11 protein-coding genes are annotated in these 12,834 nt (G+C 63.3%); 8 read left to right on the forward strand and 3 right to left on the reverse strand.

Annotated features, from left to right (window positions below):
* Positions 1–14 precede the first annotated feature (14 nt).
* The 3 genes from lysM to AC1Q6Z_RS16900 all read right to left on the reverse strand — a co-directional run bounded on the left by lysM (position 15) and on the right by AC1Q6Z_RS16900 (position 2,794).
* The gene (gene lysM, locus AC1Q6Z_RS16890) at positions 15–527 is read right to left on the reverse strand and encodes a peptidoglycan-binding protein LysM (protein ID WP_256120416.1); all 513 of its coding nucleotides are present in this window, start codon (positions 525–527) and stop codon (positions 15–17) included.
* 107 nt (positions 528–634) lie between these two features.
* Positions 635–1,069 carry an alternative ribosome rescue aminoacyl-tRNA hydrolase ArfB gene (gene arfB / locus AC1Q6Z_RS16895; protein WP_256120417.1) on the reverse strand — a complete coding sequence of 145 codons (435 nt, stop codon included), beginning with the start codon at positions 1,067–1,069 and terminating at the stop codon, positions 635–637.
* A gap of 114 nt (positions 1,070–1,183) precedes the next feature.
* The gene (locus AC1Q6Z_RS16900) at positions 1,184–2,794 is read right to left on the reverse strand and encodes a phosphoenolpyruvate carboxykinase (RefSeq protein WP_492648637.1); all 1,611 of its coding nucleotides are present in this window, start codon (positions 2,792–2,794) and stop codon (positions 1,184–1,186) included.
* Positions 2,795–3,107: 313 nt separating this feature from the next.
* Here AC1Q6Z_RS16900 and AC1Q6Z_RS16905 point away from each other — a divergent pair, with 313 nt between their 5' ends.
* The 8 genes from AC1Q6Z_RS16905 (at position 3,108) to tsaE (ending at position 12,826) form a co-directional block, all read left to right on the forward strand.
* Positions 3,108–3,839 carry a response regulator transcription factor gene (locus tag AC1Q6Z_RS16905; protein ID WP_256120419.1) on the forward strand — a complete coding sequence of 244 codons (732 nt, stop codon included), beginning with the start codon at positions 3,108–3,110 and terminating at the stop codon, positions 3,837–3,839.
* A gap of 88 nt (positions 3,840–3,927) precedes the next feature.
* Positions 3,928–5,718 (forward strand): stimulus-sensing domain-containing protein, encoded by a 1,791-nt coding sequence (locus tag AC1Q6Z_RS16910; RefSeq protein WP_435268999.1) that lies wholly within the window; start codon positions 3,928–3,930, stop codon positions 5,716–5,718.
* On the forward strand, positions 5,715–6,170 hold the full coding sequence (locus tag AC1Q6Z_RS16915) for an HPr kinase/phosphorylase (protein WP_256120420.1): 456 nt from the start codon (positions 5,715–5,717) through the stop codon (positions 6,168–6,170). The genes AC1Q6Z_RS16910 and AC1Q6Z_RS16915 overlap by 4 nt, the downstream gene beginning before the upstream one ends.
* A 149-nt stretch (positions 6,171–6,319) precedes the next feature.
* Positions 6,320–6,721, forward strand: coding sequence for a PTS sugar transporter subunit IIA (locus AC1Q6Z_RS16920; RefSeq protein WP_256120421.1), 402 nt, complete (start codon positions 6,320–6,322; stop codon positions 6,719–6,721).
* 15 nt (positions 6,722–6,736) lie between these two features.
* Positions 6,737–7,009: an HPr family phosphocarrier protein gene (locus AC1Q6Z_RS16925; RefSeq protein WP_256120422.1), complete on the forward strand. Its 273-nt coding sequence runs from the start codon at positions 6,737–6,739 to the stop codon at positions 7,007–7,009.
* 167 nt (positions 7,010–7,176) lie between these two features.
* Positions 7,177–8,577, forward strand: a complete 1,401-nt coding sequence (gene ahcY / locus AC1Q6Z_RS16930) for an adenosylhomocysteinase (RefSeq protein WP_256120423.1) — start codon at positions 7,177–7,179, stop codon at positions 8,575–8,577.
* A 258-nt stretch (positions 8,578–8,835) separates the two neighbouring features.
* Entirely contained in the window at positions 8,836–11,325 is a 2,490-nt protein-coding gene (locus AC1Q6Z_RS16935; RefSeq protein ID WP_492648638.1) for a sensor histidine kinase, read from the forward strand.
* 4 nt (positions 11,326–11,329) lie between these two features.
* Entirely contained in the window at positions 11,330–12,826 is a 1,497-nt protein-coding gene (tsaE, locus tag AC1Q6Z_RS16940) for a tRNA (adenosine(37)-N6)-threonylcarbamoyltransferase complex ATPase subunit type 1 TsaE (protein WP_492648639.1), read from the forward strand.
* Positions 12,827–12,834: the final 8 nt, after the last annotated feature.

Below are 12,834 nucleotides of genomic sequence, written 5' to 3' on the forward strand. Positions count from 1 at the left end.
GTGCCGAATGCGGCTCACGCTTCCGCCAGGTCCGGAATGCGAAGCACCTGGCCGGGATAGATCTTGTCCGGATGGGAGAGCATAGGACGGTTGGCGTCGAAGATCAGGGTGTGCTTGGCGCCCTTGCCCTTGCCGTAATAGGCCTCGGCGATCTTCCAGAGGTTGTCGCCCTTCTTGACCGTGTGCAGGGTCGGGTCATTGGCGGGCGCGGAGACCTTCAGGAGTTCCGCCAGGTCGATTTTTTCGAGCTTCAGGCCGGAATCGGCCGGCACGACCTTGAGATCGGCGGCTTCGACCTTGGAAATCCCCAGCGTGTTGCCGACGGCGATGACCGCCTTTTCGAAGGCCGTCTGGTCGGCGACCACGCCCTTCAGCACACATTTGTCGCCCTCGACGGAGACTTCGACCTTCTGCGTGCCGAGATCGAAGGAATCGAGCTCCTTCTTGACCGCACTCGCTTCCGGCGCTTCGTCGTCGCCGATGCCGAGCTTCTTGCCGGCGTTCTTGATAAAGCTGAAGAGACCCATGACTACCTCCCGATTTTTTTGGTCTGTTTTTTTGAACTAAAGCAGAGCCTTTCCGCGAAGGAAAGGTTTCGTTTCACTCTCATTCATAAACGGCCAAGTTGCGGCAATCATTCGCCGCCAGGCTTCGCCCGATTGCGTTTTACGTCGGAACGGCCCGATTTTTCCTTGAGCCGGCGTTCCACCGAACCCTTCGTCGGCTTGGTTTTCCGGCGCACCGGCGGCGGCGGTTCGGCGGCTTTCAGGATCAGCTCCTTCAGCCGCTCGCGCGCATCCTCGCGGTTGCGCTCCTGGCTGCGAAAGCGGTTCGCCTCAATCAGCAGCACGCCCTCCTTGGAAAGCCGGCGGCCGGCGAGCTTTTCGGCATTCGCCTTCACCCGGTCGTCCAGCGACGGCGAGTTGCGCAGGTCGAAGAACAGCTGCACCGCCGTCGAGACCTTGTTGACGTTCTGGCCGCCCGGACCGCCGGCCAGCACGAACTGTTCGGTCAGCTCCCAACCGGCAATCGTAATGGAGCTTTTGATATAGAGGGGGTCGCTGGCCATGGATGTTCCTTTCCACGCCGTTTTAGCGGGCGATCGGGAAAACGGGAAGCCGGCGCGCACAACGAAAAACCCGGCCGCGAGGACCGGGTTTCACGTGAATCATCGCAAAAAACCTTATTCGGCCGCGATCTTCAGGCCAGGCGCCGCGTCACGCACGCCGCCGTCCACATGGTTTTCGAACTTTTCGAAGTTCGCGATGAACATGTCGACGAGTTTCTGGGCCTGCTTGTCATAGGCGGCGCCGTTTGCCCAGGTCGAGCGCGGGTCGAGGATCTTCGTGTCCACACCCGGCACCGAGACGGGCACCTGGAAGCCGAAATTGTCATCACGACGGAACAGCGCGTCCTTCAGCGAGCCGTCGAGCGCGCTCGCCAGCAGCGTGCGGGTCGCCTTGATCGGCATGCGACGGCCTTCGCCGTAAGCACCGCCGGTCCAGCCGGTGTTGACCAGCCAGCAATCGACGCCGTGTTCGGCGATCAGTTCCTTCAGGAGGTTGCCGTAGACCGTCGGGTGACGCGGCATGAAGGGGGCGCCGAAGCAGGTCGAGAAGGTCGCTTCCGGCTCGGTCACGCCCCGCTCTGTGCCGGCGACCTTGGCGGTGTAGCCGGAGAGGAAGTGGTACATGGCCTGATCGGGCGTCAGCTTCGCGATCGGCGGCATCACGCCGAAGGCATCGGCCGTCAGCATGATGATCGTCTTCGGGTGCGGCGCGCGGCCGGTGTCGCTGGCATTCGGGATGAAGTCCAGCGGATAGGCGCAACGGGTGTTTTCCGTCAGCGAGCCGTCGTTGAAGTCCGGAACACCGTTCGCGTCGAGCACGACGTTTTCGAGCACGGTGCCGAAACGTTGCGTCGTTGCATAGATTTCCGGCTCAGCTTCGGCCGAAAGACGGATCGTCTTGGCGTAGCAGCCGCCTTCGAAGTTGAAGATGCCGTTTTCGCCCCAGCCATGTTCGTCGTCGCCGACCAGCGTGCGGTTCGGGTCGGCCGACAGCGTCGTCTTGCCGGTGCCGGACAGGCCGAAGAACACGGCCGCATCGCCATCCGGGCCGACATTGGCCGAGCAGTGCATCGGCATGACCTTTTCCGACGGCAGCAGCCAGTTCAGAACGGTGAAGACCGACTTCTTCATCTCGCCGGCATAGAAGGTGCCGGCGATCAGCACGATGCCGCGCGTCAGGTCGCAGGCGATCATGGTTTCCGTGCGCGCACCATGGCGCTCCGGATCGGCCTTGAAGGTCGGCAGGTCGATAATAGTGAGTTTTGGTGCGAAACCCGCGAGATCCGCCTCTTCCGGGCGGATGAGCAGGTTGCGGATGAACAGCGAATGCCAGGCGAGTTCCGTGACGACGCGGGTCGGCAGCGCATAGTCGGCGTCGGCGCCGCCGATCAGGTCCTGCACGAAAAGATCACGGTCGGCGGCGTGCGCCAGCATGTCGGCATGCAGCGCGTCGAAATGCGCGCGCGACACGGCCTTGTTGTTGTCCCACCAGATGGCGCCTTCGGTGTTTTCGTCGCGCACGACGAACTTGTCCTTCGGCGAGCGGCCGGTGTGCTGGCCGGTGAGCGCACGCAGCGCCCCATGCGCGGTCTTGACAGCTTCGCCACGGCCGAGCGCCTCTTCGTAAAGAGCCTCTGCTGCAAAGTTGTACCGGACCGTGCCGTTAGTATGGATACCCATCGCGGTGAGCCCCTGAGCGGGGTTGCGAACGCCAAGTTCCTGCATGGTCCAGTTTTCCTCCAAGGCGACAAGAATGGTGTAGATTTTCCGGGAAGCTAATTCGGGACTGTCACAAAGACAAGAGGAAAATGCAAATTTGGCAATGATATCAATTATTTAATCGATTTAAAGAATTATGTTACTTTTTTAATCGTTTGAATAATCGATTTAAAAATGACTCGCCCGGCGCGGCTGAAACGTCTCCCTTTATCTTTGCCACAATTTGTTCCACCTTTACCCCCAAGGAGGCGCATCACATCCAGGACAGGAAGACGATCCGAGGTCGGGAAAGGCGCCGATGAATATGGAGACTAGCAGGATGCAGACGATCGCACTCGTTGACGACGACCGGAATATTCTGACATCCGTGTCGATCGCTCTGGAGGCAGAGGGCTACAAGGTCGAGACCTATACGGACGGTGCCTCGGCGCTCGACGGGCTTCTCGCCCGCCCGCCGCATCTTGCCATCTTCGACATCAAGATGCCGCGCATGGACGGCATGGAGCTGTTGCGGCGGCTGCGCCAGAAGTCGGATATCCCGGTAATCTTCCTCACCTCGAAGGACGAGGAGATCGACGAGCTGTTCGGCCTGAAGATGGGCGCCGACGACTTCATCACCAAGCCCTTCTCGCAGCGCCTGCTCGTCGAGCGTGTCAAGGCGATCCTGCGCCGGGCGTCCAGCCGCGAGGCGGCCGCCGCCTCCGGTGGCACCGGCAACGCGGCCAAGGCCGGCGAAATCGCGGCCCGCTCGCTGGAACGCGGCCAGCTCGTCATGGACCAGGAGCGCCACACCTGCACCTGGAAGGGCGAGCCGGTGACGCTCACCGTCACGGAATTCCTCATCCTGCATTCGCTGGCCCAGCGCCCGGGCGTCGTGAAGAGCCGCGATTCGCTGATGGATGCGGCCTATGACGAGCAGGTCTATGTCGACGACCGCACCATCGACAGCCACATCAAGCGGCTGCGCAAGAAGTTCAAGATGGTCGATACCGACTTCGACATGATCGAAACGCTCTACGGCGTCGGCTACCGTTTTCGCGAGACCGCCTGAGGCGCGATTTCGCTTGCATGAACCGCGGCGGCAATGGCATGCCGCGGTCGGCGGCCTCGTGCCGTGCGCATGGAGGTAGACCCGCTTGTTGCAGACAACGCCGGAAAGGGATGGTGAAGACGTCGAGGGCCGGCCCGCGCCGCGCTCGCTGCGCCGCCGCTGGACGCATCCCTTCACGCTGGCGCGCCGGATCTTCGGCAATGCGGTCTTTTCCAGCCTCACGCGCCGCATCCTGTTCTTCAACCTCGTCGCACTCGTGGTGCTGGTCGCCGGCATCCTCTATCTCAACCAATTCCGCGAGGGCCTGATCGACGCGCGCGTCGAAAGCCTTTTGACCCAGGGCGAGATCATCGCGGGCGCCATCTCCGCCTCGGCCTCGGTCGACACCAACTCGATCACCATCGATCCGGAAAAGCTGCTGGAACTGCAGGCCGGCCAGAGCATCACGCCGCTGCCGAACGATGAGGATCTCGAATTCCCGATCAATCCGGAGCGAGTCGCGCCCGTGCTGCGACGGCTCATCTCGCCGACGCGCACCCGCGCCCGCATCTACGATACCGACGCCAACCTGCTGCTCGATTCGCGCCACCTCTATACGCAGGGCCAGGTGCTGCGCTTCGATCTGCCGCCGGTCGAGCCGGAAAGCACCAGCCTCATCGAGCGCATGAACGTCTGGTTCAACCGCATCCTCCAGCCGAGCAACCTGCCGCAATACAAGGAAGCGCCCGGCGGCGACGGCTCGATCTATCCGGAAGTGATGAACGCGCTGACGGGCGTTCGCGGCGCCGTCGTGCGCGTCAACGACAAGGGCGAGCTGATCGTCTCGGTCGCCGTGCCCGTCCAGCGTTTCCGCGCCGTGCTCGGCGTGCTGCTGCTCTCCACGCAGGCGGGCGACATCGACAAGATCGTGCATGCCGAGCGCCTCGCCATCATGCGCGTCGCGGGCGTCGCCGGCCTCGTCAACATCGCGCTGTCGCTGCTTCTTTCCAGCACCATCGCCAATCCGCTGCGCCGGCTCTCGGCGGCGGCCATCCGCGTGCGGCGCGGCGCAAAGGAGCGCGAGGAAATCCCGGATTTCTCCGTGCGCCAGGACGAGATCGGCAACCTTTCGATCGCGCTGCGCCAGATGACGACGGCGCTCTACGACCGCATCGACGCGATCGAGAGTTTTGCGGCCGATGTCAGCCACGAGCTGAAAAACCCTCTCACATCGCTGCGCAGCGCCGTGGAAACCCTGCCGCTCGCCCGCACGGACGAATCGAAGAAGCGCCTGCTCGACATCATCCAGCATGACGTGCGCCGTCTCGACCGGCTGATCAGCGACATTTCCGATGCCTCGCGGCTCGATGCGGAGCTTGCCCGCAGCGATGCGCGCACCGTCGACCTCGAAAAGCTGCTCGGCGAGATCATCGACATTACCCGTCAGGTCAACAGCCGCAAGAAGACGGTCTCCCTCGATTTCGTCGTCGACCGCAAGGATAACCCGAAGACCAAGTTCGAGATCAGCGGTTACGAGCTGCGCATCGGCCAGATCGTTACCAACCTCATCGAGAATGCGCGGTCTTTCGTGCCCGACCCCGGCGGGCGCATCGTCGTGCGCCTGTCGCGTGGCCGAAACGACCGCTGCCTCATCCAGATCGAGGACAACGGCCCCGGCATCCAGGCGGAAGACATCGACCGCATCTTCGAGCGCTTCTACACCGACCGCCCGGCCAGCGAAGGTTTCGGCCAGAATTCCGGCCTCGGCCTCTCCATCTCGCGGCAGATCGCCGAGGCCCATGGCGGCACGCTGAAGGCCGAAAACATCCTCGACAAGGCGACCGGCACCATCGGCGGCGCACGCTTCACGCTGTCGCTGCCGACCGGCAACCAGAAATGACGCCGCCCGCCAACGTGCACGGTACGGCCATCGTCGTCGGCACGACGGGACTTCTCTTTCTCGGCCCTTCCGGGGCCGGCAAAAGCGCTGTCGCGCTGCACTGCATCGAAGAGGCGCGCGGCCGCGGTCTCTTTGCCGCGCTCGTCAGCGACGATCAGGTCCTGATCCACCAGACGGGCGGGCGTATCGTCGCCCGGGCGCCGGCCAGCATTGCCGGGCTTGCGGAAGTGCGGGGCGCCGGCATCACCAAGGTAGCGACGATCGAGGCGGCCGTGCTTTCCCGTGCGATCCGCCCGCTGGAGCCGCCATTTGCCGAGCGCCTGCCGCCCGAGGGGGAAACCGCCGAGGTCCTGCCGTCCGTCTTCCTGCCTCTGACGCGGCTACCGCTCTTTCCGGGTTGCACCGCCTTCGCGACATTGACCGCACTGCATCCGGAAATCCTCAAAAGTTGACCGCAAAAGCCCCGTCAAAAACCGAAATCAGGCATTTTGGGCTTGCACTTGGCCTTTTCATTGACATGATGGCCACCCCAACGGTGGACGGAATTGTTGCGTTGCGGTATTCGCCGTCCGTTTGAGTTGGGAAACTGGAGCGACTGCTGATGATCGGACTGGTGCTTGTCACCCATGGCAAGCTGGCGGAGGAATTCCGGCACGCCCTTGAACATGTCGTTGGTCCGCAAAAGGCGATCGAGACCGTCTGTATCGGCCCCGAGGACGACATGGACCAGCGTCGCCAGGACATCCTGGAAGCGGTCATGAAGGCCGACCAGGGCCATGGCGTCATCATCCTCACCGACATGTTCGGCGGCACGCCCTCGAACCTTGCGATTTCCGTGATGACCGGCGAGGGCATCGAGGTGATCGCCGGCGTCAACCTGCCCATGCTGATCAAGCTTGCCGGCATCCGCGGCGAGAACAACATGGAAAAGGCGCTGATCGACGCGTCGGAGGCCGGCCGCAAATATATCAACGTGGCCAGCCGCGTGCTGAGCGGCAAATAAGGTTTCCCGCCGTCCATGACCGTCTCGAAAGAGCTTCTCATCATCAACAAGCGCGGCCTGCACGCCCGCGCCTCGGCAAAATTCGTCCAGACGGTCGACGGCTTCGACGCGGAGGTGACGGTCTCCAAGGACGGCATGACCGTCGGCGGTACCTCGATCATGGGCCTGATGATGCTGGCGGCCAGCCCCGGCTGCTGCGTGCAGGTGACAGCAACGGGCGCCGAAGCCCAGCAGGTGCTCGATGCGCTCGACGCGCTGATCGCCGACCGGTTCGGCGAGGAAATGTAGATTCGCGTCGATATAAGGATATAAAGACTTCTTTATATCATGTTGCTCCAGCGGCCATTTCCTGATAGGGAAAGCGCCACCACGCGAAGAACATTTTCTTTTTCCGCAATTCCGAACGCAAAGCCGCTCACACTTTGCTGGAATTGCTCAGAAGGCTGGAGACCTCCATGACCACCACGCAGGACTATCACGTCGCCGACATCGCGCTTGCCGATTTCGGCCGCAAGGAAATTCAGATCGCCGAAACCGAAATGCCGGGCCTGATGGCCTGCCGCGAAGAGTTCGGCGCCGCCAAGCCGCTCAAGGGCGCGCGCATCACCGGCTCGCTGCACATGACCATCCAGACCGCCGTTCTCATCGAGACGCTGGTCGAACTCGGCGCCGACGTGCGCTGGGCCTCGTGCAACATCTTCTCCACGCAGGACCACGCCGCCGCCGCCATCGCCGCTGCCGGCATCCCGGTCTATGCCGTGAAGGGTGAAACCCTTACCGAATACTGGGAATACACCGACAAGATCTTCCAGTGGGCCGATGGCGGCCTCACGAACATGATCCTCGACGACGGCGGCGACGCCACCATGTACATCCTGCTCGGCGCCCGCGCGGAAGCCGGCGAGAACATCCTGGTCAACCCGGGCTCGGAAGAAGAGGAAATCCTCTTCGCACAGATCAAGAAGCGCCTTGCCGCAACGCCCGGCTGGTTCACCAAGCAGCGCGATGCCATCCAGGGCGTGACGGAAGAGACCACGACCGGCGTCAACCGTCTCTACCAGCTCCAGCAGAAGGGCCTGCTGCCCTTCCCGGCGATCAACGTCAACGACTCGGTCACCAAGTCGAAGTTCGACAACAAGTACGGCTGCAAGGAATCGCTCGTCGACGGCATCCGCCGCGGCACCGACGTGATGATGGCCGGCAAGGTCGCTGTCGTCTGCGGCTATGGCGACGTCGGCAAGGGCTCGGCTGCTTCGCTCAAGGGCGCCGGCGCCCGCGTCAAAGTTACGGAAATCGACCCGATCTGCGCGCTGCAGGCCGCCATGGACGGTTTTGAAGTCGTGCAGCTCGAAGACGTCGTGTCCTCGGCCGACATCTTCATCACGACCACCGGCAACAAGGACGTCATCCGCGTCGAGCATATGCGCGAGATGAAGGACATGGCGATCGTCGGCAATATCGGCCACTTCGACAATGAGATCCAGGTCGCGTCGCTGCGCAATTTCAAGTGGACGAACATCAAGCCGCAGGTCGACATGATCGAGTTCCCGAAGGGCAACCGCATGATCCTGCTGTCGGAAGGCCGCCTGCTCAACCTCGGCAATGCGACTGGCCACCCGTCCTTCGTGATGTCCGCCTCTTTCTCCAACCAGGTGCTGGCCCAGATCGAGCTCTTCACCAAGGGCAACGCCTACCAGAATGAAGTCTACGTGCTGCCGAAGCAGCTCGACGAGAAGGTCGCGCGCCTTCACCTCGCCAAGCTCGGCGCCAAGCTCACGGAGCTCTCCGACGAGCAGGCCGGCTATATCGGCGTGACGACGACGGGCCCGTTCAAGGCTGAGCACTACAGGTACTGATCCTTACCCGGATTATCCACAACATCTAGAGGCGGCGCGCTTGACAAGGCGCGCCGCCTCTTTTTTGGGCGCGTCCCTTCCCGACGATTCGGGAAACAAGTATCCTTAAGCAATTGATTCGGCGTGAAGATGCGGACCTTACGCGCCGGATGGGATGTCTTGTCGATCAGGCGGCAAACGGACGGAGACATACCGGGGATGATGTCGGAAATGAAACGAGGCCGTTCCAGGCAGGCTTTTGCCGTACCGGAACGGGGCATGGTGCATTCCCTCGCACCTGCCGGAACGAACAAAATCGAAACATGGTTAACGGCCCGCGGCGCGCGCCGTCTTGCAGGCGTGCTGGCTGCCGGCTCGGCGCTGAGCGCGTTTGCCGGCCCGGCTTATGCCGCCGGCCCCTACCTCGCCACGACGGAAATCGTCACCGTTTCCATGCTGCTCGGCGTGATGTCGGCGGCGATGGTCTCCGCCATCTGGATGATCCGCCAGCGCGGCCGCATGGAAGCGGAAAACCGCGAGCTGAAAGCGCATCTTGCCGATTCGCGCCACAACGTTTCCCGCCTCCAGGCGCTGATCGGCGACAAGAACCGCCGCATCGTCGTGTGGGACGGCCTTTCCGACAAGCCGGAATTCCTCGGCCAGTTGCCGGCGGAAACCGGCGCGCCGCAGGCCGACCGTGATTTCCTCGCCTTCGGCCGCTGGCTGAAATCCAATTCCGCCGTCGAGATCGAGCGCGCCGTCGAGCGGCTGCGCTCGCAAGCGCAGAGTTTCGACCTCATCATCGAGACCAGCCGTGAGGAGGTCATCGAGGCGCAGGGCCGCGTGTCCGGCGGACAGGCCTTCGTGCGTTTCGTCGCCCTCAACAATCTGCGCGCCGAGGCCGCCGAGCTGAAGCTCGAACGCGACCGGCTGGTGCAGGCGCTGACCACGCTGCAGGGCCTGCTCGACCAGATCGATCTTCCCGTCTGGCAGCGCGCCGCCGATGGCTCGCTCGCCTGGGTGAACGAGGCTTATGCCGAGGCCGTCGAGGCGAAGGATGCGGCAAGCGCGGTGCGCGAGGGACGCGAACTGCTGCCGACCATCGCGCGCGAAAAGATCCGTGCGTCCAGCACCTATGACACGCCCTTCCACGACAAGGTCTCGACCGTCGTCAGCGGCAACCGCAGCTTCTTCGACGTCGTCGATGCGCGCAGCTCCAGCGGCTCCGCCGGCATCGCCATCAACGTCTCCGATGTGGAGGCCGTGCGCGAAGAGCTTGTGCGCACACTGAAGAGCCATGCCGAGACGCTCGACCATCTCGCCACCCCCGTTGCGATCTTCGACGGCGAACAGCGCCTGCAATTCTACAACCAGGCCTTCCAGCGCATGTGGGACATCGAGACGGCCTTCCTGGAGCGCAAGCCCGGCAATGGCGAGCTGCTCGACCGGCTGCGCGCGGCAGGAAAACTGCCCGAGCAGCTGAACTGGAAACAGTGGAAGGACACGGCACTCGCCGTCTACCGCGCGATCGATACCCAGACCGACCTCTGGCACCTTCCGAACGGCCAGACGCTGCGCGTCTTCGCGACGGCGCGTCCGCAGGGCGGCGCCACCTGGGTCTTCGAGAACCTGACGGAAAAGGTCGATCTCGAAACCCGCTACAACACGCTGGTGCAGGTGCAGGACGAGACCATCGACCACCTTGCCGAGGGCGTCGCCGTATTCAGCCCCGATGGCCGCATCCGCCTCTCCAACCCGGCCTTCCGGGCGCTCTGGGGCATCAGCGAGGCGGAAGCGAAATCCGGCACGCATATCCGCGCCATCGAGCAGGCCTGCGCGCCCTCCTATGACAAGCCGGACGGCTGGAAGCGCTTTGCGCATATCATTACGAGCTTCGACGACGAACGGCCCTCCTGCCAGGGCGTTCTGGAGCTGCGCACCGGCCTGGTGCTCGATTTCGCGGTGATTCCGCTCTCCAACGCCCAGACGATGCTGACCTTCGTCAACATCACCGACAGTGTGCGCGTCAGCCGCGCACTCACGGAAAAGAACGACGCGCTGCGCAAGGCCGACGCGCTGAAGAACGATTTCGTGCAGCACGTCTCCTACGAGCTGCGCTCGCCGCTGACCAACATCATCGGCTTCGCCGACCTGCTGAAGACGCCGAGCATGGGCGAGCTCAGCGACCGGCAGTCCGAATATGTCGATCACATCGCCACGTCCTCGGCGGTGCTGCTCACCATCGTCAACGACATTCTCGACCTCGCCACCGTCGATGCCGGCATCATGGAGCTCGACTATAGCGAGATCAACCTGACGGACCTGCTCGACGACGTGTCGATGCAGTTCGCCGACCGCCTGCACGAGGCGCAGGTGACGCTGGAAATCACGGCACCGGACAATCTCGGCACGATCGTCGCCGACCAGCAGCGCCTGAAGCAGATCCTCATCAAGCTGCTCAGCAATGCCGCGAATTTCGCACCGGCCGGCAGCGCCATAGGCCTGAAATGCTGGCGCGATGGCAGCGATCTCGTCTTCACCGTTTCCGATCGCGGGCCGGGCATTCCGCAGGACGTGCTGAAGACGGTGTTCAACCGCTTCGAAAGCCATGGCCGCCATGGCGGCGCCGGTCTCGGCCTCTCCATCGTCGAGAGCTTCGTCAGCCTGCACCATGGCAGCGTCACGATCGACAGCCACGAGGGCCGCGGCACGGTCGTCACCTGCCGCCTGCCTTCCGCGACGATGACGTCGTTTGCCGCCGCGGAATAGGTCCATGTCGCTCGACCTCTTTCTCGCCGACGAAGCCGCCACCATCCGCTTCGGCGAGGATCTTGCCCTGGCGCTGAAGCGCGGCGACTATGTCGCGCTCCACGGCGATCTCGGCGCCGGCAAATCGACGCTTGCCCGCGCGATAATCCGCGCCATCGCCGACGACGCGATGCTGGAGGTGCCGAGCCCGACCTTCACGCTGGTCCAGAGCTACGACCTGCGCATTCCCGTCGCGCATTTCGACCTCTACCGCATCGCGGACGCCGCCGAGATTGACGAGCTGGGCTTCGACGAGGCACTGTCCGACGGCATCTGCCTGGTGGAATGGCCGGAAAAAGGATCTGGCGCATTGCCGGCGGACGAAATCGCGTTGCGCTTCGTGCACGAGGGCGACGGTCGGCACGTGGAGATCGACGGGCCGGCACCGGCGCTCGCCCGGATTCAACGCTCGCTGGCGATCCGCACATTCCTCGACGAAGCCGGCTACCCAAATGCGACTCGTCGCCACCTGACGGGCGACGCCTCCATTCGAGCCTACGAGCACATCTATACCGGCGACAAGCGCCTCGTGCTGATGGATTCGCCGCGGCATACGCCCGGCCCGATCCTCGCCCATGGCAAATATTACCAGCAGATCGCCCATATCGCCGAAGATGTACGGCCCTTCATCGCGATTGCGCGTTCCCTCGTCGAAAAAGGTCTTCGCGCGCCGGCCATCCATGAGACGGATATCGAACAGGGCATCCTGCTGATCGAGGACCTCGGCAGCGCGGGCGTGCTGGATGAAGACGGCGTGCCGATCGCGGAGCGCTACCGCGAAAGTGCAGCCTGCCTGGCGCATATGCATGGGCAGGCTTTCGAGCGCGACCTCCCCGTGGCGGACGGCATCGTCCATACCGTGCCGGATTTCGACCGTGATGCCATGCAGATCGAGGTGAGCCTGCTCACCGACTGGTATCTGCCCTGGAAACGCGGCACGCCGGCAAGCGACGACGAACGCCGCGACTATATCGCGATCTGGGATGCATTGATCGAAAGCCTTTCCGCCGCGGAGCACAATCTTCTGCTACGCGACTTCCATTCGCCGAACATCATCTGGCGGCCGGAGGCGACCGGCACCGACCGGGTCGGCATTATCGACTTCCAGGATGCGATGATCGGCCCCTCGGCCTATGATGTCGCCTCGCTGGTGCAGGATGCCCGCGTCGATATGCCGGAGGGCGTGGCGGATGATGTGCTGGACCACTATCTGACGCTGCGCGGGAAAGACGCCGGGTTCGACCGCGAACGGTTCCTGCGCGACTGGCATGTCATGGCGGCGCAGCGCAACTGCAAGCTTATCGGCCTCTGGGTGCGCCTGATGCAGCGCGACGGCAAGCCCGCCTATATGCGCCACATGCCGCGAACGTTCCGCAATCTGGAGCGCGCGCTCAGCCATCCCGATCTCGCCCCCTTGCGCGACTGGTGCAGAAAGGCTGGAATCCTCGCGACCGAATCATAAGCGCGGAA

It is taken from the genome of Shinella sp. GW835-FHT14H05, assembly GCF_058793575.1.

Bases quoted from the DNA above. Each gene is read 5' to 3' on its own strand.
- lysM (WP_256120416.1), bottom strand. From the start codon at position 527: ATGGGTCTCTTCAGCTTTATCAAGAACGCCGGCAAGAAGCTCGGCATC.
- arfB (WP_256120417.1), bottom strand. From the start codon at position 1,069: ATGGCCAGCGACCCCCTCTATATCAAAAGCTCCATTACGATTGCCGGT.
- AC1Q6Z_RS16900 (WP_492648637.1), bottom strand. From the start codon at position 2,794: ATGCAGGAACTTGGCGTTCGCAACCCCGCTCAGGGGCTCACCGCGATG.
- AC1Q6Z_RS16905 (WP_256120419.1), top strand. From the start codon at position 3,108: ATGCAGACGATCGCACTCGTTGACGACGACCGGAATATTCTGACATCC.
- AC1Q6Z_RS16915 (WP_256120420.1), top strand. From the start codon at position 5,715: ATGACGCCGCCCGCCAACGTGCACGGTACGGCCATCGTCGTCGGCACG.
- AC1Q6Z_RS16920 (WP_256120421.1), top strand. From the start codon at position 6,320: ATGATCGGACTGGTGCTTGTCACCCATGGCAAGCTGGCGGAGGAATTC.
- AC1Q6Z_RS16925 (WP_256120422.1), top strand. From the start codon at position 6,737: ATGACCGTCTCGAAAGAGCTTCTCATCATCAACAAGCGCGGCCTGCAC.
- ahcY (WP_256120423.1), top strand. From the start codon at position 7,177: ATGACCACCACGCAGGACTATCACGTCGCCGACATCGCGCTTGCCGAT.
- AC1Q6Z_RS16935 (WP_492648638.1), top strand. From the start codon at position 8,836: ATGGTGCATTCCCTCGCACCTGCCGGAACGAACAAAATCGAAACATGG.
- tsaE (WP_492648639.1), top strand. From the start codon at position 11,330: ATGTCGCTCGACCTCTTTCTCGCCGACGAAGCCGCCACCATCCGCTTC.